We start from the raw sequence: 20,460 nt of genomic DNA, 5'->3' as shown, positions 1-20,460 counted from the left end.
TGCAAGCCGCTCAACCGACGCGGGCCTGCTCAGAAACCGGCGCGGTCGCTGTCGCGTCATCCGCGCCCTTGTCAGCGACCATGTCCGATCCCTTGTCCGCTCCGTTGGCCGACGCGACGATGGCCGCAATGGCGGGATTATGCGCCGCCTCCGAGGCAGCAATGGTCTCGCGGGCCCAGCGGTACGAGGATTCGAAGATTTCCTGATGGCGGTCGAAATCGGTGACGTCGATGCCGTCGGGCGTCGGCGGACGCATCACCATGTCGAGCGGCGTGGTCGGCAGCGTATCGTAGCGCTGATGCGCGACGAGGCTTCGCCACAGCACGTTGACGGCGCTCGGTGCGGCCGGAAGCAATTTCTTGCGGAACGGCGTCAGCAGCGATGCAAGCAGCTCAAGCCGCCCCGGCAGCGCGGCATAGTCGACGTCGAACATCTCGGTTGCCGGGTCGCCGAAATGGACCACCAGATTCGGTCCGCTCTTCATCTGGTGCATCTGCGCCAGCGGAACGTTGTCGACGAGGCATCCGTCGACCAGCATCGAGCCGTCCCTCGTATAGAACGGCGGCAGCAGACCGGGGATGGCGCTCGACGCCCGCACCGCCTGCCACAGCAGACCGGTGCGGATCAATTCGAGACTGTGCGTCGACAGATTGGTCGCGACCGCCGCGAACGGCCGCCAGCAGTCCTCGATCCGGCAATTGTGGCCGTACTGCTCGGCGAGCGCGGCATCGAACGCCTTGTGGTCCAGCAAGGCGTAGCGCGGCCAGGTCGGGCGGCGGAAGCTGCGACTGGAGACGAAGATCTCATGCGTGCCGCGCTCGAGATGCTCGGCGTCGTAGTTCTTGGCAAAGCCCGCCGCCATCGCCGAGCCGACGCTGGTGCCGACAAAGATGTCGAACATCGCGCCGCGCTCACGAAACGCCTTGTAGACGCCGACATGCGCGGTACCGAGGCTGCCGCCGCCGCCGGCGACAAATCCGACGGCGCGACCGCACAGGAAGCGAACCAGGCTGTCGATGTCGAGCTGGTCCTCGAGCGCGACGTGATGATGCATGAAGCAGGGCAGCCGCGCCAGCCACGCCGCGGTGCCGCTGACCTCGTGGCGCCTGACGTCATGAACCCGGACGAGGCGCCGCGTCGACGCCGGATGCACGGCGCAGGCGAAGCGTTCGATCTCCGTCAGATCGGGCGTCGGCGCATGGCCACGGCAGGCGAACACGACAAGATCGGCCTGGCGGATGGTTTTCCGCGCCCACTCCGATGCGTCGGGACCACCGAAATAGGCCACCAGCGGCGCGTCGTACTCGATCCTGTTGAGCCAGTCGGCGACCTCGGATGCGTCAAGCGCGCGGCCCGGAAACATCGCCTGGACCCGCGCGAGGTCGACGATCTCGGCACCCGCAGCGGCAAGGCCTTCGCGCAGCCTGCGCTCAAAGGCGGCAGGCACCGGTTCCCGTCCGCCTGGGATCAGCGCGACCGTGCGCGCCTTCGGCGACGCCCGGAGCGGCAACAGGCGCGCGGTCTCGGTGGCAAACCGCCGCGCGAGCGCAGCCAGCAGCGCCTCGACGATCTCGGGCGTTTCCCGCGCCAGCGTCGTATAGGCGGCGCGCGTCAACACCAGCACGCTGGTGTCGCGGATCGCAATCACATTGGCGGTGCGCGGGATATTGGCAAAGAACCCGATCTCGCCGACCAGTTCGCCGGCCCGAAGTTCCGCGATCGGTTCGGGATGACTGGTCCGGTACACTGCGAGCGCGCCATGCAGCACCAGGAACAGCGCGTCGGAGGCGCCGCCCTGCTCGACCAGCAGTTCGCCGCGCACGAGGTCGCGCCGGGTCATTGCGCCAAAGGCGATCAGCCGCTGCTCCGCGCTGAGGGTTCTGAACAGCGCGAAGTCCTCGGACACGTTTCCCCACGCAAACGTCGCGCTCGGCGGCACACGGTTCGAATGCATGATCCGATGTTAGCGCCGGGCCGTCGTCCCGGCGAGCGATATCAGGGCCCAATCGGCCGCACCCTGGACACAAATCCTTGGGAGCACTGCAGCAGGATTTGCAGCATCCGCGATCTGCTTCACCCGACCAATTCCGGCCACGGCACGATGGTCGACTTCACCGTCTTCATCGCCATTGCGTCGGCAACCGCGCGGGCGACGCCGTCTTCGGTGAACGGATAGATCGTCTGCATGTCGAGCCAGGGATATTTGTTGCGCGTGCGGTAGAGCATGTCGACGCCGAGCGGCAGGTCGTTGCCGGTAAAGCCCCAGGAGCCGAGCACGTTGAGATCCTTGGTGCAGATGCGGTGCCACGACGTGTTGATCGAGCCGGCATCGGTGAACTGCCCCATCTCGACATAGGTGCCGCCGTCGCGCAGCATCTCGATGCCCTCGGGGCCGGCGGTCGGATGGCCCGAGCAGTCCATGACGAGGTCGGCGCCGAAACCGCCGACGATGTCACGCACCGCCTTGATGCGCTGCTCCGGCGTCTTGAGCTGCTCGATATCGACGGTCGCCTCGGCGCCGAACTTGCGCGCCAGCGCAAGGCGCGGTGTCTCCGGCGCGCCGACGCAGATCACGCGCCCCGCGCCCATTTCCTGCGCGGCGGCGACCGCGAGGATACCGATCGGCCCCGAGCCCTGGATCACCACCGTGTCGCCCCAGCTGAAGCCGCCGGCGCGGGTGGCGCGGTTGAAGGCGCGGATGCAGGAGGTCAGAGGCTCGGAGAGCGCGCCGAGCCGCAGCGACATGTCGTCAGGCAATTTGTAGATCTTGGTGCCGGGCAGCATGTCGAGATCGACATAGACATATTCAGCCCAGCCGCCCCACATGTGCGGCGCCTTGTCGAAACCGAGATAGCGGCCGTAATAGACCGGCGTCAGGCATTTGTTGGCGCTCTCGGGATAATGGATGCAGTAGTAGCAGCGGCCGCACGGCATCAAGGGCGGGATCATCACCTTCGATCCCACCTGCAGCGGCTTGCTCATGAAGTCCTCGGTGAACTCCGCGCCGCATTCCACGATCACGCCGCCGAGCTCGTGGCCGAGCGTGAACGGCCACGGCAACGGCTTCGGCCAATGTCCCTTCAGGATGTGCAGATCGGTTCCGCAAACGCCACAGGCCCCCACCTTGATCAAGGCCGCCTTTTTGCCGATTTCCGGCCATGGCACTGTCCGGATTACCGGCTTGGCTCCAGGTCCATCATGCGTGCAGACGCGGATCTGCTCCATCGGTTCGCTCTCCCTGTCCTTGTCGTTGGGCCGGGTTCGGCCGAGCCGACTTTAAGTCAGGACGATTGGGATGTCATGAAGGCCTGTCATGAAGGTCTTGATGACAGACCTTGGCGGAACGAGGCGCTTCTCGTCCTGGCGGAGTATTTTCCGCAAGGAGGCATCGATTGTGAAAGCAGCCGAGGGCGAATTGGCTGGTAGCATTGCGGGGAACGACACCATGAATCCTGGTATCGAAGGTATCGTCGGCATGTACGTCAAGTTGGGCGAACTGGACACGCTGCAACGGATGAAGGAGCATCGACAGGGCTTGCTCGACCAATGCGTCGATACCGCGAATTTCAGCTTCGATGTGACGAGATCGATCTACAGGAGCGACCTCGAGGTGATCGAGGCCGGCATCGAGAGCCTGTATGGCGAGATCACTGGCCATGTCGACGTCGTCAACGAAAAAAGGATTGCCGGCTGGGCGCTGTACAACCAACACCCCGACAAAAGGGTCGCGATCGATATCTACTTCAACGGCAACCTCGTTGGCGAAGTCGTCGCCGATGAGTTCCGCAACGATCTTCTCAAGCTCAACGATGGCGATGGACACCACGCCTTCGTCTTCGTGCCGCCAAGCGGATCCTATCACCCGCCGCTGCAGATTGAGGTCCGCGCGGCGAAGCGAAAGGTGCTGAAAGCCGTGACTGTTGAACAACCAGTGGCGGCTGTCGAACCGGAAACGGCTGTCGAACCGGAAATGGACGCCGAGGCCAAATAACCTCACCGCGCCGCTTCCGCACACCCCGTATCCGCCGGGCGCCGTCACCTAGGTGAATCCGCCGCAGACGCCAATACGGGCTGCGACATGACGGACGTGCGCGGACGATTGACAGCGACGATCGCTTCACCGCAACCTGCGATGCAACCTCAGGTGACGGAATGAAGCCGCAACCCGGCTCGGAGCGAATCTTCGTCGACGCCAGCACCGATCCGCTGGACGGATGCGTGCGATGGGCCCCGGCGAAATCGCTGTGGCTTGGCAGCATGACCGCGGTCGCGATCATCCTCGGGCCGCTGCTGTTCACGTGGAGCGCGTTCGCATTATTCATCGTCACCAGCGCGATCACGCTGTGCTTCGGGCATTCGGTCGGCATGCACCGCCGCCTGATCCATGCGAGCTTCGACTGTCCGCTGTCGCTGGAGCGGCTCTGCGTCTATCTCGGCACACTGGTCGGGATGGCCGGCCCCTACGGCATGGTGCGGCTGCACGATTTCCGCGACTGGGCGCAGCGCCAGACGGCGTGCCACGACTACTCCTGCCACCGCGCCGGTTTCTGGCGCGACGCGTGGTGGCAACTGCACTGCACGCTGGTCCTGAAACACCCGCCCGAATTCCGGCTCGAACGGCGGCTCGCCGATGACCGCATCTACGCCGTCGTCGAACGAACCTGGATGTGGCAGCAATTGCCCTGGGCGATCCTGTTCCTCACGATCGGCTCGTGGAGCTGGCTGGTCTGGGGCATCTGCGTCCGCGTCGCCGTCTGCGTCACCGGTCACTGGCTGATCGGTCATTACTCGCATCGCAAGGGCGGACAGACCTGGATCATCGAAGGCGTCGCGGCCCAGGGCTACAATGTCGGCATCGCGGGCCTGATCAGCATGGGCGAAAGCTGGCACAACAATCACCACGCCTATCCCGGCTCCGCGAAGCTCGGGCTGCTGCCGGGTCAGATCGACCTCGGCTGGTGGTTGATCAAGGCATTCGAAGCCGCAGGACTCGCGAGCAACATCAAGACGCCGGACAATCTTGCGCCGCGCCCGGGCGCGCGCCGCGTCGACGAACCAGGCAACGCCGATGCGGTCGCGCCGCGACATCGCGGCAGTGCATTGTTCCAGTAATCCGCAGCCGCGCATCTTCCGTTGCGGATCGAACGCCACGCAGCTATATACGCCGCGTCGGAAAAGGCAGACTTGGTTTGGTAAGCCCAAGTCCTTTCGAAAACGAAAGTCCTTTCGAAAACGAAGTCCTTTCGAAAAACGAAAGCTCTGGTCTCCTGCCTCGTGCATGAGATCCCCACGACGAACACCGGACGCCATCAAGGCGCCCATCGTGTTCGTCCGTGTGGTTCTCAACCCGACGAACCGCTCCGGTCGAACACCGACATAGGAGCAGTTCATGCACAACCACCACCCCATTCCCCATGATGTCGTGATTGCCGGCGCCGGCCCCGTCGGCTTGATGCTCGCCTGCGAGCTGCGGCTCGCAGGGTGCTCGGTGCTGGTGCTGGAGCAGGCCGCGGACGCGCACTCGCCACTGAAGCGGTTGCCCTTCGGCATGCGCGGCCTTTCGGCGCCCAGCATCGAGGCGTTCTATCGTCGCGGGATGCTGGACGACATCGCGGCACGACAGCACACAAGAGATGGCTCGGGCAGCAGCGCATCGAACAGCGCGCATTGGATGCAACAGTCGCGCCGCCCGGCCGGCCATTTTGCCGGCATCCAGTTCTTTCACGATGATGTCGAGACGTCGAAGTGGCCGTTTCGACTGCCGAGCCCGGCAGGCACCAGCATGGCGGTCGAGATGGAGGCGCTCGAATCCACCCTCGCCGCGCGCGCAACCGCGATGGGGGTTGAGATCAGGCGCGGCACAGGCGTCGAGGCGTTCGAACAATCGGATGATGGCGTGATCGTTCGCGACGGTGCCGAGACGTTCCACGGACGCTGGCTGGTCGGCTGTGACGGCGGCCGCAGCATGGTGCGCAAGGCCGGCGGCTTTGAATTCGTCGGCACCGATCCCGAGTTCACCGGCTATTCGGTCGAGGTCGATATATCAGATCCGGACAAGCTCCGCACCGGCCGTCACTACACGCCGACGGGCATGTATACCTACGCACGGCCCGGCACGATCGCGATGGTGGAGTTCGACGGCGGCGCCTTCCACCGAACCCGGCCGATCACGCGCGAGCACGTGCAGGCGGTGCTGCGCCGCGTCTCCGGCACAGACGTCACGTTGACGGCGCTCCGGCTTGCCACCACCTGGACCGATCGCGCCTGTCAGGCGACGGATTACCGCAAGGGCCACGTGCTGCTCGCGGGCGATGCCGCGCATATTCATTCTCCGCTCGGCGGCCAAGGGCTCAATCTCGGGCTTGGCGATGCGATGAACCTCGGCTGGAAGCTCGCGGCCACGATCCGCGGCGACGCACCGGCGGATCTGCTCGACAGCTACTCGCGTGAGCGGCATCCGGTGGGCGCGCAGGTGCTGGACTGGTCGCGCGCCCAGGTCGCGCTGATGCGGCCAAGCCGAAGTTCGCGCGCGCTCGAAGCCATCATCCGCGACCTGATCGCGACATCAGACGGCGCGACCTACTTTGCCGAGCGCGTGTGGGGCGTTACGCTGCGCTACGATCTTGGCGGCAACCATCCGCTGGTGGGCCGCAGCGCACCTGACTTCGAGCTCGCCTGCGGGGCTAAGCTCGGCGAGTTGCTCAGAGATGGTCGCGGCCCGCTGCTGGACTTTGATCGGCGCGCGCCCCTGCAAGCGCTTGCCGATCGCTGGCACGGGCGGGTCCGCTACGTCGCAAGCGAGGCCGGCGATCGGCTGGGCTTGAGGGCGGTGCTGGTGCGACCCGACGGGTTTGTGGCTTGGGCCACAGATATTGAGCCGGATCTGGAGGAGACTGCTCAAGCCGCGTCGCGATGGTTCGGAGAACCCGACGCGGCACATGAATGAGCCTGACGTCCTCGGGTACGGTGCACGTGTTCGTCGCCCGTCTCTCTCGCTCCGTGTCCGAGTTCCCTTTCACAACCGTAACGCCCCGTTAACCCTATCAGCCTTAGGGTCGTCGGGGCTCCGAATGGACGGTGGCCGGGTTTGTCGTGATGTCGTTTGCACAGAAGAAAACTACCGTCGTCCCCGTAGCCGAGGAGCGGCGGCGCTTCCAGCGCGTCAAGGTGCACCTGCTCGGCCGCTACATGCTGCCCGACCGGCGCGAGTTTCCGTGCCAGATTATCAACATGTCGCCGGGCGGCCTCGCTTTGCTGGCGCCGGGCATCGGCAATGTCGGCGACCGTGTGATCGCCTATCTCGACCATATCGGCCGGGTCGAGGGTCGCATCACCCGCATCATCGACAACGGCTTTGCGATGACGATCGGCGCCACCGCGCGCAAGCGCGACAAGCTCGCCGCGCAGCTGACCTGGCTCGCCAACCGCGACATCCTCAATCTGCCCGAGGATCGCCGCCACGACCGTATCGTGCCGCGCAACCCGATCGCCCTGCTGACCCAGGAAGACGGCACGCGGATGACCTGCCGCATCATCGACCTTTCCTTGTCCGGTGCTGCGATTGCCGCCGAGAACCGCCCGCCGCTGAAATCGCTCGTGATGCTCGGGCGGGTACAGTCCCGCGTGGTGCGAAATCTCGAGGAAGGCTTCGCGCTCGAGTTCGTCCACGAGCAATCGGCGGAAACGCTCGAAGAGAGCGTTACCGCGAGGTAAAGCGAAAAACCGCTCAAGCCCCCTGTTTTTGCCCGCGAAGGCGGCCACCGGTGCACCGGTGGCCGCCTTCGGCGCGTTTGGCCCGGTGAAAATCGGCGGTTAACGGCCGCAGCGTTTGACGCAACAAACCGCGCTGGCGCAACGCTCGCGGCGTTAATGCATAAAATTTGAATCAATTGCAGTTGTTTCAAATTTTACGCGAATTCGATTCAAGTACAGTTCGAATTCGCCGCAGGTTTTACCAGTATTCGCGTCAAATCTACTTTGCGTACTTAGCGGCGGCGCAAAAGCTTTGTGCGAAACGTGGTCCCAACAAGAAGAACGGGGGCCACGATGTTTGGGTTCAGGGGACAGGGGAAAGGTTTGGCGGTTGCCGCCATTCTGTTTGCGACGTGCGTGTCGGCCAAGGCCGGCGACGTGGTCTACGCCAGCCTGGGTGACGTTGCGCGTTCGCCGATCGGCTGGGTCGAATTCTGTGCCGACAATCCGGGCGAATGCCGCGGCGGCGCGACGCAACCACGCGACATCGTGTTGTCGCAGACCGCTTGGCGGGACCTCGTACGGGTCAACAAGTGGGTCAACGAATCCATCAAGCCGATGACCGACATGGATCATTGGGGCGTGATCGAGAAATGGTCGTTGCCGACTGACGGTTACGGCGACTGCGAGGACTACGTGCTCCTGAAGCGCAAGATGCTGATGGACGCCGGCTGGCCCCGCGAGGCGCTGTTGATCACGGTGGTCCGCGACAAGAAGGGCGAAGGCCACGCGGTGCTGACGGTGAAGACCGACAAGGGCGAGTTCGTGCTCGATAACCAGAACGAGAGCATCGTCGCCTGGACCGACACTGGCTACCGCTTCGTCAAGCGGCAGTCGCAGGGCGATCCCAATGTGTGGGTCTCGCTCGGTGACAACCGCCCGGCAGTTGCAACGGCAAGCTCGCGCTGAGCAGAACAGGAAATTTCGAGTTCGCGACCCGGTCACATCCCCACCCCTCCCCGTCCCAGACCGGTTCGCGCGCGGCCACCCTTCCCCCAAAGGGTGGCCGCACCTTTTTTGAGCGGCGCGATCGACGCCTAGTGTGCTGAATGCGAAGTTCGTGCGATTTCGCGGCAGCCACTTTCACGAACTTCGCATTCATAAAGCACACTAGAATCATAAGTTTGCTAGTGTCCTTATCGAATCCGAAGTTCGCTCCGAAGGTGCGGCAAATGATGCGAACTTCGGATTCGGGACACTAGAAGAACCGCTCGAGAAACGCCGCGGTCTCGTCTGAGATGCCGACGATCTTGTTGGTGGCCTGGCGATAGAATTTGAAATTCAGCTCGGTCTCCGGCCGGCCATCGCCCCAATCCTTGAAGCGCTTGAGTTGGTCGCGCCCGAGCAGCCGCGCCGCGGATGCCGTGCGTCTGACCGTGATGCTGACGCGCGGCGTCTGCCTGATGACGCCGACCTTGCGCGGTGTCGCGTCGGCCGACGCGACGATCGCGCGGGCGATCAGGCCGTTGCCGCCCTCGTTCTCGCTCGCGAACACGAACACGATGTCATCGGCCGCGATGTGCTTGCCGCCATACATGGTCTTCTGCGCGGTGAAGGTGAACACCTTCGCCCGCGGATTTCGGATCTCGGTCTTGATCGCAAACGCCATCGCCTTCCTTCACCGGCTCGCTTTGCCATCCGCGTCGGCGGCTTGACATCCTAGCATCGGCGGTATTGAATTGAATTCAATTCAGCGAATGGGCCACGATGGACGCGAGCCTGGGGACACGGGAACGGCTGCTCTCGGCAGCGCAGGCGGAGCTCATCGAGGGCCATGGGCACCTCGAGATGCAGGCCGTCGCAAGGCGGGCGCAGGTCTCGGTCGGGCTCGCCTACCATCACTTCGGATCGAAGGCCGGCCTGATCGCCGCCGTGGTCGAAGGCTTCTATGAACAACTTGATGCGGCGGCATTCGGCGGCGCCAAGCTGTCCGCCGCGGACTGGGCGGACCGGGAAAAGGAGCGGATCGGCGCCTATGTCGCCTTTCACTATGACCACCCGTTTGCGCCCCTCGTGATCGGACCGCTCAGCCGCGCGCCCGAGGTGCTCGATGTCGAGACCGCCTTCACCGGCCGGCAGCTTGACGCCGGCGCCCGCATGATCGAAGCGGCCCAGCGCGACGGGATCGTGCCCGGCGGCATCGACCCTCACCTCACCATTGCGCTGATGATCGGCGGCATCCGCCAGGCGCTGATCGGCGCGCTCATGAGCGAAAGACGGCCTGATGCGGCAAGGCTGACCGGCGACATCTGGGCCTTCATGGCCGCCGCGCTGGGCTTGCCTGCCAAACCCCTGTCCGCGCGGCCAAGAGCCACGCGGCGCAGCCGCAGCTAAGCTTCAGCCAGAACCCGAACATCGGTGGCCATCTTGTTCAATCCGCACGATTTTCACGCACCGCAATCGTCCTACAGCAAGCCGGATCTGCTGCGCTCGAGCGAAGGCGGCTATTTCGGCCCGGGCAATGCGCAGCTGCCGGCACCGCCGATGCTGATGATGGACCGCATCACCGAGATCAGCCTGGACGGCGGCGCGTTCGGCAAGGGCCACGTCGTCGGCGAACTCGAGATTGCGCCGGACCACTGGTTCTTCGCCTGTCACTTTGCCGCCGACCCCGTGATGCCCGGATGCCTCGGCCTCGACGCCATGTGGCAGATCATCGGCTTCTGGCTCGGCTGGTCGGGCTCGCCGGGCAAGGGCCGCGCGCTCGGGGTCGGCGAGGTCAAGTTCAGGGGGCACATCACGCCGGATGTCAGGCTGGTGCGCTATGAGGTCGACATACGCCAGGCCAGGCGCGGCCGGCTGGTGCTGGGCATCGCCGACGGCCGGGTGCTCGCCGACGGCGCTTGCGTCTATCTGGCAAAGGACATGCGGGTCGGCCTGATCGCGCCCAGAGGCTGAATTCGGGGACCTTGAGTTCGGGTCGGCCAGAGGCCGATCGTGCCTCGGGCGGGCCGGGCAGCACGGCCGAAAACTAACATATGATACAAATTTCGCTGCTGCCGCAGTGGTCTACACACCCCCCGGTTTTGCCCGCGCCGGGGTTTGTGCTATTTCGAACCTTTCAATTGATGTCCGGTTGTTGGTCGCATGGTCGAACTTGCCCCCCGGAATTCACAAGCCAGCAGCCTGATTGGCGTGCAGCCGATCGCGATCGGCGCCGTGGCGCTGGTGCTCGTGCTGTTCGGAATCGGCTCGATCGCGCTGTGGCGTGCCTACACCGGCAACGTGCCGGAGACCGACCGCATGGTCGCCGCGCGGCAGTTGCAGGCGCGGACCGCGCAGGTCTCCGAGGCTCTGGTGGAAAAGACCAAGGGCATGGAGGCGACCCAGCAGGAATCCATCGACCAGTTGCAGGAGGTGCAGGACCAGCTGCAGACCATGCGCAAGCAGTTCGCCTTGCAGGCGGCCGATGCCAAGAGGCTCTCCGACCAGGTCGCCGCGCTGACCGAACAGGTCGAGGGTTTGCGCCAATCGCTGGCGAGCGCGCAGGCCAACGAGCCGGCCGCCGAGCCCGCGCCCCGCAAGCGCTCGAAGGCCACCCGTAGCGCCAACCGGAAGCGCCACAGGTCGCGCGGTTGACGCCCCCGCGGACCCCGCCCACCTAGGTGACCAGCCATAAAAATGCGCCAAATCCCGAGCAAGATCATCATCTAACGGGGAACTTTCGCGCTCGAGGGCTGCCGGCGGCGGCCGATCATGAGTGCCCGTTACCGTGAATTAATCCTGACTTTGTGAACTGGTTCACATATCGGCCTTCGAATCCGAGTCATCTTCGAATGACCGGATGGCGTGAGCCGATTTCAATATCCGGGGCTGGCAAGGTCGTTGACGGTATACTACGTCGACGGCCTTGTTTTTTGGGGTCCTTGAATCCCGCTCGGGACCTACCAGGAAAGCTCCGGCTCGAGATCCCGAAGGCGGCCCTAGCCGCGCGAAAGACGCAGACCGCCTGAAGAAACACGGCGTGCTCGGCTGACGACTCTGTATGCGCAGCATCACCGCGGCCAAAGCCGCGGCGAACGGAATTGCCGACTTATTCGGTGCGATCGCGCAAGACGCGACCACCTCGCAGTCGCAGCCGCGCAAGCTTCGGCTCGAGCTCGCGGAGCATGTAGATCAGCGCAACGGCAAGGCTCGCAACAACCACCATGAGCAGCAAGGTCAGGTCAGGAATGGTCAGCATCTTGGATGTCCTCTGGGCCCGGCTTCAATCGCAGCCGGACCATCTGTTTTCGCGGCGCGCTCACGCACGGACTTCTGCAAGGCGGTGCAAGCTGCATACCAGTGCGCGACCCAGCGCGGCGGCCGGGCATCGAAACGCCGGCCGCGCCGATCATTGCAAGACCATCAGCATGGCGACCGAATGGACCGGCCATGCGTGAGCGAATGGCTCAATTGCAAACCTGCACCGGCCGAACGCGCCAGCCATACGGTGTCATCACGCCGCGGCGCACGACGTAACAGCCGCCGTAACCGTAGCCGTAGCCATCGTCATAGCCGTAGCCGGCGTAGTATGGATTGCCGTAGTAGCCGTCATAGTAATCGTAGGCGCCATAGCCCACCCCGAAGCCGACCGCAGCCGCCGCGAGCGGATAGCCCCAGCCGCCGCCCCAGCCGCGCCGATAGTAACCACCGTTCCAGCCGCCACCACGCCAGCCTCCGCCGTGCCAGCCGCGGCCGGCCCAACCGCCGCCGCCGATCGCAGCCGACCGGAAGCCACCGCCTCCGCCCATGGCCCGGAATGCAGCGCCGCCGCCGTGGAAGCCGCCAAATCCGCCGCCGCCGCGGAAGCCGCCACCACCATGAAAGCCGCCGCCACCGAAGCCACCGCGTGCCGACGCAGCATCGACGGTGAACAGACCGACCGAGGCCGTCGCCAGCAAGGCAATCATCGTTTTACGCAACATCACCCGTTACTCCTTTTTTCAAAGGCTTTGTTTTCAAGCCTCCTCCGCCGCGTCCTGCGCATGCTAGCTCAATCTAGGACTGCGGCTTCTACCGCGCGCCTATGTCGCGCTCACATCTGCGCGACCCGCGTTCATCGAAGCGCGGCCGTCAGAGCTTAACAGCCGCGGCAGATGCCTCGCGTACGGCGCTCGACTTTTTCGTTCTCGTCGGCGATGGCCTTGTCGACGCTCTCGGTCGTCGTTGCCGATCCGGTGGTAACGCCTCTGCCGGTATTGGGGCCGCCGGAGGATTGCGCGGTCCCGGCGCTGTTGGTCCCGGCCGGCGGTGAAGTGGCTTGCGGCGATGTCGGGCTGGCTGACGAGGGGCTGCCGGTCCCGGCGCCGCTCCCGGTACCTTGGGCAACGGTAACCGCGGGCGTCAGCACAATCGCGATTGTCGCGAGCGCGGTGGTGACAGATAATTTGCGCATGGCAATTCTCCCTTGCGGACGTCAACGAGGCCGCAAAAGGCCGGTTCCCGCAGGCGTTGGAGCAATACAGTTTGGGAGCAATGCAATTTGCGCAAGCTGATCGAGTTTGACGACGACACTTTCGACAAGCTGAAGCAGCTCGGGCGCGACCGGATGGCGACCTTGCAGGAGCTCGCCGACGAGGCTTTCGCCGACCTGCTCAAGAAGCACGGCATTCCGATCGACCTGAAGGATGCGCTGCGCAAGAGCGCAAGACTTCAGGAGGCAACGAGACCGCAAGATGCAGCGAAGCCTCGCACCACTGCAGCGAACGCTGCGCGCAAGCGCGGCCGCAAGCGCTGAGGCTTCAGCCGATCTTCTTCAGTCCCGCTTTGTATTGCGGACCCCTGATCGCGTAGGACTTCGCCGGCCGCGACAACGCCTCGGCCTGCGCAGCGTCAAGCGTACGCACCACGCGGGCGGGCGCACCGATGATCAGGGAATTTTCCGGAAACTCCTTGCCCTCGGTGATGACGGAGCCGGCACCGACCACGCTGCCGCGCCGGATCCGCGCACCGTTCATCACGATCGATCCCATCCCGATCAGCACGCCGTCTTCCAGCGTGCAGCCGTGCACGATCGCATTGTGGCCGATGGTGACGTTGTTGCCGATGCTGAGGGGAAAGCCGGGATCGACGTGCAGGGTGGAATTGTCCTGGACGTTGGAGCCCTCGCCGATCTCGATCCACTCATTGTCGCCGCGCAGCACGGCGCCGAACCAGACGCTCGCGGCGGACTTGAGGCGGACCTTGCCGATCACCACGGCATTGTCGGCGATGAAGTAGCTGCCGTCGGCGGGAAGATCGGGCGCCTGCCCGTCGAGTTCGTAGATCGCCATTGAGGTCTCCCTGGAGCGTTCTCGAGCGAAGTGGACACCGGTTCGCGTGAAGAAAACGCGTCGAAACGAAAATCCAGAGCTTCGGTTTCTGATTCAATCAGAACCGAAGCCCTGATCGCAGGAGACCTTGGCACGACGGCCGACATGGTTTCAAGCAAGCGCGACCGTGATCGGCCGCGGATCATGATCGGATCAGGCCAGCACGCCCGCAGCGCGCAGCGTCATCACGAAGAAGGTGCCCGACATCAGGCTCCAGAAGCCGGAGATGACGGTTGCCATCATCACGAATTCGAAGCGGCGGCGCTCGATGCGCGCCCCGCGCAGCGTGTTGCGCATGATGATGAACGGTGCGGCGAAGACGAGGAACGGGACCGCGGCGAAGGTCTTCGGCGCCGCGCCCTCCTGCAGCAGGCCGAAACCGGCCGGGCGCTCCGCCATCGCCTGGTAACCGTTGGCCAGCGCGCCCGCGAGCGCGAAACCGATCAAGAGCGAGAACAGGGAATTCAAGGTATCGGGCGACATCGGAACTTCCGCTACTCAACAGGCCACCTGCCCTGCTTCGCAGAATTGGCAGCCTGCCGCCATATCATCCTTAAGGAAAGGTTAACCGGACACATCAGGCGCGGCGTTTGCGCATGGCCATTCGGTCCCGGATTCCATTGGAATCGTACGGAAATTCCCCGCCACGTGGCATATTCGGCAGATGATTCGGCCACTCCCGACCTGATCTCAGCCTCGCTCATGACGCTTCTCTCGACCGCCCAGCATCTCGCCCGCGACACCCGCCGCAACCCGCGCGCGCATCTCGTTCCGATCATCGCCTCGGCGGTGATCGCGGCCGGCGCGGTCGCGCTTGTCGCCTATCTGCTGTGGCCGACCTACACGACCATTCCGCCGAGCGATCCGTCGCGGCTGCCGGTGAGCGTCGGCGGCACGCTGTTCAACGTGCCGACCATGGCCGTGCGCATGAAGATCCAGCGTCACTCCGGACCGCAGGAGCGCGTCGATTTGAGCTTCCTCTATCCGTCGCTGGACGCGCCCGCCGCGCCGAAGCACTACAGCGCCGATACGGTCGATGACAAGGTGCAGCCGATCGACAGGATCTTCGTATCGATCGCGGCGCACCACGATTCACTCGCGCCGGACATGCGCCTGCGCACGATCTATCCGCGCTATCTCGACGAGCGCGCAAACATGGATGACGGCCTGACGGCGCGCGCGTTCCGCGACGGCACGCCCTATGGCGGCGAGGACCTGTTCACCGCGAGCGAGCCGCAGCTGACCGCGCGCTGCACGCGCGATACCTCGACGCCCGGCATGTGCCTGAGTGAGCGGCGCATCGACGGCGCCGACCTGATCTTTCGCTTTCCGCGCAGCTGGCTTGCGCAGTGGCGCGACATCGCCACCGCGATGAACCGTCTCTCCGCGCAGATGCACAGCGCGAAGGGATGACACTGTCATTGCAAGCGGAGCGACGTGTCCGCGAAGGACGGTCGCTCCAGCGTAAAATCGCTCTGCAATTTTGTCGCGAGTTCGTCGTAACGACGTGTGAAGGCGAGGCTGTTCCGCCTTACTCGGCCAGATCCTCTTCCAGGATCGCCATCTGGAACTGGAACGAGCGATCATCGTCCTCGTCGTCGACGAACAACACGCCGATGAACTCCTCGCCGATATAGACCTCGGCCGAGTCATCCTTCTTGGGCCGCGGCACCACGCGGATCTTGGGATTGCTGAACACGCGTTTGAGATACGCGTCGAGCTTCCTGACTTCCTGAACGTCCACGGCCGTCTCCAATCGGGTCGATGATTTTCGGGGGAGTTTTAGGACGAGACGGCAAAGATCGCCAGAGCCTTTTCAGGCTTTGGCGACGTGATGTTGCGCACACGGCTCTTGTTTTTTTTGTGCTTTGTGGCGTTTTCTTCACGCGAACCGGCGCCCACTTCGCTCAGGAACGCGCCGCGATCAGAAAGCGAGTGAAATCAAAGCCCGATCGCGCTGAGCATCTGGTCCATGGTGCGCGACGGCTCGGCACAGCCGGCCTCGCCGACGATTTTCGCCGGCACGCCCGCGACCGTGACGTTGTGCGGCACCGGCTTGACCACGACCGAGCCGGCCGCGATGCGCGCGCAATGACCGATCTCGATATTGCCGAGGATCTTGGCGCCGGCGCCGATCAGCACGCCGTGGCGGATCTTCGGATGGCGATCCTCATTCTCCTTGCCGGTACCGCCGAGCGTGACGCCATGCAGGATCGAGACATCGTCCTCGATGACCGCCGTCTCGCCGCAGACGAAACCGGTGGCATGATCGAGGAAGATGCCGCGGCCGATCCTCGCGGCCGGGTTGATGTCGGTCTGGAACACGGCCGAGGAGCGGCTCTGCAGGTAGAAGGCAAAATCCTTGCGGCCCTTCTGATAGAGCCAGTGCGCGAGACGATGGGTCTGCAGCGCGTGAAAGCCCTTGAAGTAGAGCAAGGGATCGATGAAGCGCGAGGTCGCCGGATCGCGGTCATAGACGGCGACGAGGTCGGCGCGGAACGCGTTGCCGATATCGGGCTCGTCGCGCAGTGCCTCGCCATAGGTCTGGCGGATCAAATCGCCCGACAGCGCGGCGTGATCGAGCCGCTCGGCAATGCGATGGACTACCGAATCTTCCAGCCGCTCATGATGCAGCACGGTCGCATAGATGAAGGATGCGAGTTCCGGCTCGCGCCGCAGGATGTCCTCCGCCTCGCCGCGGATTCGATCCCAGATCGGATCGAGCGCCGCAAGCTTGCCTCCCTGCGGATTGACCTGATGAACTGCCATAGCTGCTCTCGCAATTCGGTTGTTCTGATGTGCGTTATAGCACGATGGACCCAGCGCGTCCCGGGATGGCTCAGTACGGTCCCAGCCAAACACCCCCGGGCCGGCGTCTAGGGGAATTGGTCGGGATTTTGCCGAAATCAAGCCGTGCTTCTGCAACTATTGGCGGATTTCGTCCCCAGTGTGGTTTTGGGCATGGTCGGCCCAATAAAAGGGGGAAACATCATCAATACCCGGAGTTTAGGTGCCCGCCTGACCGACGCGCGGTCGGTCTGGATCGCGACCATTGCCATCCCCCTCCTGCTGCTCGCCCCTGCCTTCTGGAACGGCTATCCGCTGCTCCAATGGGATACCGGCGGCTATCTGGCGCGCTGGTATGAGGGCTACCTGGTGCCGAGCCGGTCCACGGTATTCGGCATCTACCTCCATGTCGGCGAGACATCGGATTTCTGGCTCAACCTCGGCATCCAGACCCTGGCGACGCTATGGATCCTGCAGCTGACGCTGCGCGTGCTCGGCCTCGCCCGGCCGGTCCGGCTGATTGCGATCAGCCTCGCGCTGATCGCAACCACCGCTTTGCCCTGGCTGGACAGCATGCTGCTGACCGACATCTTCGCCGGCCTTTCGGTGCTCGCGCTCTTCATCCTCATCCTGCACGGCGAACGGATTTCGACGCTGGAGAAGGCGGTGCTGTTCGGGTTCATCGCGTTTTCCGCCGCCACGCACAGCGCGACGCTGGCGGTGCTGCTCGGCCTGTGCTGCGTCGGCTGGATGCTGCGTCCGTGGCTCGGGCGGCGCATCCCGGTCGCGGGCCTCCTGCAAGGCAGCCTGACCACCGTCGCCGGCGCGGCGATGCTGCTGGCGGCGAACTTTGCGCTGTCCGGACAGCTGGCCTGGACGCCCGGCGGCTATGGCGTCGCCTTCGGCCGCATGCTGCAGGATGGCATCGTCGCGCAGTATCTGCACGATCATTGCGCGACGGAGAAGCTGAAGCTCTGCCCCTATCGCAACGAGTTGCCGCCGACCGCCGACGACTTCCTGTGGGGCCACAGCATGTTCAACACGCTCGGCCGCTTCAAGGGACTGAACGACGAGATGGGCCACATCGTGCTGCGCTCGCTGGCCGAATATCCGGAATGGCAGGCCAAGGCGGCGCTGACCGCAACCGCCGACCAGCTCATGCATGTCGCGACCGGTGAAGGCACCAATGGCTGGATCCCGCATACCTACGGCATCATCGAGCGCTACATTCCCAAACAGGTCCGGCCGATGCGCGCGGCGCGGCAGCAACGCTGGCACCTCGACTTCACCGCGATCAACCGCATCCACGTGCCGGTCGCGCTGGGCTCGATGCTCCTGGTCGTCATCCTGTTCGGCCGCGGACTGTGGCAGCGGCGGCTCGACGATCTGACGCTGCTGGCGGGCACGGTCACGCTCGCCTTGCTCGGCAATGCCTTTGTCTGCGGCGTGATCTCGGGACCGCACGACCGCTACGGCGCGCGCATGGTGTGGGTCGCGACCTTCGTGGTGCTGATCGCGGCCGCGCGCGCCTTCGCCAGGGATGAAGCCGACGATCTATTTTCGCCGCGACAGGAAGTCGATGACCCCGGTCTTGTAGACCTTGTCGCCGACCGCCCGCATGTGATCGCGGTTCGGAATGTCGAGCACCTCCGAACCCGGAATGATCCGGCCGAGCGCTGACGCCGAGCCCGCGATCTCGTCCTTGCTGCCGACCGCGATCAAAACCGGCACGCGGATGCCGGCCGCCTCCTCGCGCGTCATCAGGCGGCGCGAGCCACGCAGGCAGGCGGCGAGCGCGCGGCGGTCGGAGCGGGTCTGATCGGCAAAGGCGCGGAAGGTACGGCCGACCGGGTCGGTGACATCGTCGAGCGACGGCGCCTCCAGCGCCAGCGCGACCGCCTCGCCGGGGCCGCCGCCCTCGATCAGTCCGATGCCGATCCCGCCAAGGATCGCCGAGCGCACCCGATCGGAATTCTCTCGCACCAGGATCGCCGTCATCCGCGAGCCCAGCGAATAGCCCATGATGTCGGCGCGCGCGATTCCGAGATGGTCCATCAGCGCAATCACGTCGCCGGCCATGGTCGCGATCTCGTACTGCGCGGCATCGTAGAGCTTGGCGGATTCGCCGTGGCCGCGATTGTCGAGCGCGATCACCCGACGGCCGGCCTTGACGAGATCCGACACCCAGGTCGGGTAGATCCAGTTGACGTTCTTGCTCGAGGCAAAGCCGTGCACCAGCACGATCGGTTCGCCCGCGCCTTCGTCGATATAGGCAATTTCAACATCGCCGTGATGGAAACTCGGCATCATCCATTCCGTTTGTTCTTGGGATTTGCGATTGGCGATCGACAGGCGACCGCAAGCCTAACCCTGGGCGGGCATACTCGCCAAGCTGGCCTGAGCGGCCATCTGCCGCTTCAGGCGCAGCGCCTTGCTTCGTCTGAGCCACCAGGCAGTGGCCCGTTCGGTGGTGGCCTTGATCGACGACAGGAAGCCGAACAGCGCCAGCAGCGCGCCGAACAGCCACATGGTGAGATTGAATGCGCCGGCCGCCAGCAGCAGCGCGCCGCGGCCGAGCAGCTTCAGGATCGCGCGGGTCTGGCCGCCCTTCACCTCGGCGATCCGCGCCGCCCGCGCGATCTCCCTCGGATTCTCGGCGACCTTCAGCGTATCCCGCGCAGCGCGAACCCCGGCCGCCTCGCCGATGCGCCCGACGTCCTTGGCGACGCGCACCAGCGCGCCGGCCTTCTCGGCGCGGAACGCCGCGCGGATCGCGGTTGCGGTTTGCACCGGCCGCAGCACCGAGCCGGATACGACCGCCTCGCGCAGCGCCGGCTGGTCGACGACCTCGCGGGTCGAACGTCCGGCCCATTCGATCATCCCCTCGCTCAGCCGTCCGGCCTTGCGCGTATCCTTGACCAGCGTCAGCCCGGCGCGCAGCGGCCCGGCGCCGCCGACCGACACATAGGTGGCCGCGGTCACCGCGAGCCCGGCGGCGGCGAGGCCGAGCACCAGCTGGTCGGTGTCCTCGCCCATCACGAGGTGCTTGCCCTCGCGCACGACGTCCCTGACATCACCGAACACGAACAGGTCGCCGGCGACCGTGCCGGACAGGCTTGCGACATCGTCGGCATTGCCGGTCACCAGGCCGGTGGCGAACCCCTTGGCGTAATGCATGCTGGATGATTGCTCGGCGCGCGCGTCATCGACGCGCTTGGTGAGATCATCACTAAGTGCGATGCTCTTCTCGCCGGCGAGCGCGACAAAGCTGGCCGCAAGGTCGGCATCGCCGGAAGCCAGTGCCGCCTCGATATTGTCCGCGATCAACGCCGGGTTGTTGCGCAGCACGGAATTGAGCCTGATGTCGGCGAGCGCAGCGGGATCGTCCCGCGCCGCCAGCACGGTGCCGGCATCACGGGCGTGCGGCCAAATAGCCGCGCCCACGGCAGCACTTGCTGCCACGCCGACCACCGCCAAGCTGACGCGCACCCGATTCATCCCGATAAAACCTCTAGTTTTATTCGCCTTGGAGATAGTGTGCCGTTTTTGCGACACAACGGCTCCGACCAAAGGAGGGCTTCTCTGGGACGACAAGATTGTGTCGAATTTGCATGAGCAAATGAGCCAT

The 20,460-nt window shown here is 64.7% G+C and carries 22 protein-coding genes and 1 pseudogene; 11 read left to right on the top strand and 12 right to left on the bottom strand.

Translation table 11 applies throughout. From position 1 onward, the window contains the following. Positions 1-10: 10 nt before the first annotated feature. Positions 11-1,954 (bottom strand): patatin-like phospholipase family protein, encoded by a 1,944-nt coding sequence (locus QA635_RS17625; protein WP_283070630.1) that lies wholly within the window; start codon positions 1,952-1,954, stop codon positions 11-13. Between the two features lie 119 nt (positions 1,955-2,073). Further along, a complete protein-coding gene (locus QA635_RS17620) occupies positions 2,074-3,225 on the bottom strand; it encodes a zinc-binding dehydrogenase (RefSeq protein WP_050385824.1) in 1,152 nt (383 codons plus the stop codon). Between the two features lie 88 nt (positions 3,226-3,313). Between QA635_RS17620 and QA635_RS17615 the strand changes: the two genes are divergently transcribed. The 5 genes from QA635_RS17615 (at position 3,314) to QA635_RS17595 (ending at position 8,661) form a co-directional block, all read left to right on the top strand. Then, positions 3,314-3,991 carry a hypothetical protein gene (locus tag QA635_RS17615; RefSeq protein WP_283070627.1) on the top strand — a complete coding sequence of 226 codons (678 nt, stop codon included), beginning with the start codon at positions 3,314-3,316 and terminating at the stop codon, positions 3,989-3,991. Positions 3,992-4,152: 161 nt separating this feature from the next. Further along, the gene (locus QA635_RS17610; protein WP_283070625.1) at positions 4,153-5,112 is read left to right on the top strand and encodes an acyl-CoA desaturase; all 960 of its coding nucleotides are present in this window, start codon (positions 4,153-4,155) and stop codon (positions 5,110-5,112) included. A 277-nt stretch (positions 5,113-5,389) separates the two neighbouring features. Beyond that, entirely contained in the window at positions 5,390-6,946 is a 1,557-nt protein-coding gene (locus QA635_RS17605; protein ID WP_283070624.1) for an FAD-dependent oxidoreductase, read from the top strand. 149 nt (positions 6,947-7,095) lie between these two features. Then, positions 7,096-7,713 carry a PilZ domain-containing protein gene (locus QA635_RS17600; RefSeq protein WP_028342942.1) on the top strand — a complete coding sequence of 206 codons (618 nt, stop codon included), beginning with the start codon at positions 7,096-7,098 and terminating at the stop codon, positions 7,711-7,713. 333 nt (positions 7,714-8,046) lie between these two features. Further along, positions 8,047-8,661, top strand: coding sequence for a transglutaminase-like cysteine peptidase (locus tag QA635_RS17595; protein WP_069279885.1), 615 nt, complete (start codon positions 8,047-8,049; stop codon positions 8,659-8,661). Positions 8,662-8,950: 289 nt separating this feature from the next. Here the strand turns inward: QA635_RS17595 and QA635_RS17590 are convergent, their stop codons facing one another. Next, positions 8,951-9,361, bottom strand: a complete 411-nt coding sequence (locus tag QA635_RS17590) for a hypothetical protein (RefSeq protein ID WP_283070622.1) — start codon at positions 9,359-9,361, stop codon at positions 8,951-8,953. 98 nt (positions 9,362-9,459) lie between these two features. Here QA635_RS17590 and QA635_RS17585 point away from each other — a divergent pair, with 98 nt between their 5' ends. From QA635_RS17585 to QA635_RS17575, 3 genes are all read left to right on the top strand, one after another. Then, the gene (locus QA635_RS17585) at positions 9,460-10,086 is read left to right on the top strand and encodes a TetR/AcrR family transcriptional regulator (RefSeq protein WP_283070620.1); all 627 of its coding nucleotides are present in this window, start codon (positions 9,460-9,462) and stop codon (positions 10,084-10,086) included. Between the two features lie 33 nt (positions 10,087-10,119). Continuing rightward, the gene (fabA, locus tag QA635_RS17580) at positions 10,120-10,650 is read left to right on the top strand and encodes a bifunctional 3-hydroxydecanoyl-ACP dehydratase/trans-2-decenoyl-ACP isomerase (protein ID WP_253641025.1); all 531 of its coding nucleotides are present in this window, start codon (positions 10,120-10,122) and stop codon (positions 10,648-10,650) included. Between the two features lie 189 nt (positions 10,651-10,839). Continuing rightward, complete coding sequence (locus QA635_RS17575; RefSeq protein WP_225160275.1) at positions 10,840-11,331, top strand: hypothetical protein; 492 nt, start codon at positions 10,840-10,842, stop codon at positions 11,329-11,331. 454 nt (positions 11,332-11,785) lie between these two features. On the opposite strand, the gene QA635_RS17570 is transcribed toward QA635_RS17575, so the two are convergent. The 3 genes from QA635_RS17570 to QA635_RS17560 all read right to left on the bottom strand — a co-directional run bounded on the left by QA635_RS17570 (position 11,786) and on the right by QA635_RS17560 (position 13,129). Beyond that, the gene (locus QA635_RS17570) at positions 11,786-11,935 is read right to left on the bottom strand and encodes a hypothetical protein (RefSeq protein WP_156436402.1); all 150 of its coding nucleotides are present in this window, start codon (positions 11,933-11,935) and stop codon (positions 11,786-11,788) included. A gap of 208 nt (positions 11,936-12,143) precedes the next feature. After that, positions 12,144-12,659 (bottom strand): hypothetical protein, encoded by a 516-nt coding sequence (locus QA635_RS17565; protein ID WP_283070616.1) that lies wholly within the window; start codon positions 12,657-12,659, stop codon positions 12,144-12,146. Between the two features lie 155 nt (positions 12,660-12,814). Beyond that, entirely contained in the window at positions 12,815-13,129 is a 315-nt protein-coding gene (locus QA635_RS17560; protein WP_283070612.1) for a hypothetical protein, read from the bottom strand. An 87-nt stretch (positions 13,130-13,216) separates the two neighbouring features. Here QA635_RS17560 and QA635_RS17555 point away from each other — a divergent pair, with 87 nt between their 5' ends. Beyond that, on the top strand, positions 13,217-13,471 hold the full coding sequence (locus QA635_RS17555; protein WP_018272329.1) for a hypothetical protein: 255 nt from the start codon (positions 13,217-13,219) through the stop codon (positions 13,469-13,471). A 4-nt stretch (positions 13,472-13,475) separates the two neighbouring features. On the opposite strand, the gene QA635_RS17550 is transcribed toward QA635_RS17555, so the two are convergent. Together QA635_RS17550 and QA635_RS17545 are read right to left on the bottom strand one after the other, a co-directional pair. After that, on the bottom strand, positions 13,476-14,006 hold the full coding sequence (locus QA635_RS17550; protein WP_028336118.1) for a gamma carbonic anhydrase family protein: 531 nt from the start codon (positions 14,004-14,006) through the stop codon (positions 13,476-13,478). A 192-nt stretch (positions 14,007-14,198) separates the two neighbouring features. Then, positions 14,199-14,528, bottom strand: coding sequence for a DUF6949 family protein (locus tag QA635_RS17545; RefSeq protein WP_028336117.1), 330 nt, complete (start codon positions 14,526-14,528; stop codon positions 14,199-14,201). A 219-nt stretch (positions 14,529-14,747) separates the two neighbouring features. Between QA635_RS17545 and QA635_RS17540 the strand changes: the two genes are divergently transcribed. Then, positions 14,748-15,458: a hypothetical protein gene (locus QA635_RS17540; protein WP_076830248.1), complete on the top strand. Its 711-nt coding sequence runs from the start codon at positions 14,748-14,750 to the stop codon at positions 15,456-15,458. A 118-nt stretch (positions 15,459-15,576) separates the two neighbouring features. On the opposite strand, the gene QA635_RS17535 is transcribed toward QA635_RS17540, so the two are convergent. After that, complete coding sequence (locus QA635_RS17535; RefSeq protein WP_021077729.1) at positions 15,577-15,789, bottom strand: DUF3126 family protein; 213 nt, start codon at positions 15,787-15,789, stop codon at positions 15,577-15,579. Between the two features lie 197 nt (positions 15,790-15,986). Continuing rightward, the gene (gene cysE, locus QA635_RS17530; protein ID WP_092089661.1) at positions 15,987-16,814 is read right to left on the bottom strand and encodes a serine O-acetyltransferase; all 828 of its coding nucleotides are present in this window, start codon (positions 16,812-16,814) and stop codon (positions 15,987-15,989) included. A 192-nt stretch (positions 16,815-17,006) separates the two neighbouring features. Between cysE and QA635_RS17525 the strand changes: the two are divergent. Next, positions 17,007-18,383, top strand: a pseudogene (locus tag QA635_RS17525) (hypothetical protein); the annotation flags it as partial. A gap of 3 nt (positions 18,384-18,386) precedes the next feature. Here QA635_RS17525 and QA635_RS17520 read toward each other — a convergent pair. Together QA635_RS17520 and QA635_RS17515 are read right to left on the bottom strand one after the other, a co-directional pair. After that, complete coding sequence (locus tag QA635_RS17520) at positions 18,387-19,139, bottom strand: alpha/beta fold hydrolase (protein ID WP_283071695.1); 753 nt, start codon at positions 19,137-19,139, stop codon at positions 18,387-18,389. Between the two features lie 57 nt (positions 19,140-19,196). Further along, entirely contained in the window at positions 19,197-20,330 is a 1,134-nt protein-coding gene (locus tag QA635_RS17515) for a hypothetical protein (protein ID WP_283070603.1), read from the bottom strand. Positions 20,331-20,460 lie beyond the last annotated feature (130 nt).

The sequence above is a fragment of the Bradyrhizobium brasilense genome (assembly GCF_029714345.1).
In the GTDB taxonomy this organism is placed as follows: Bacteria; Pseudomonadota; Alphaproteobacteria; order Rhizobiales; family Xanthobacteraceae; genus Bradyrhizobium; species Bradyrhizobium australafricanum.
This window is presented reverse-complemented; position numbering and strand designations above follow the sequence as displayed.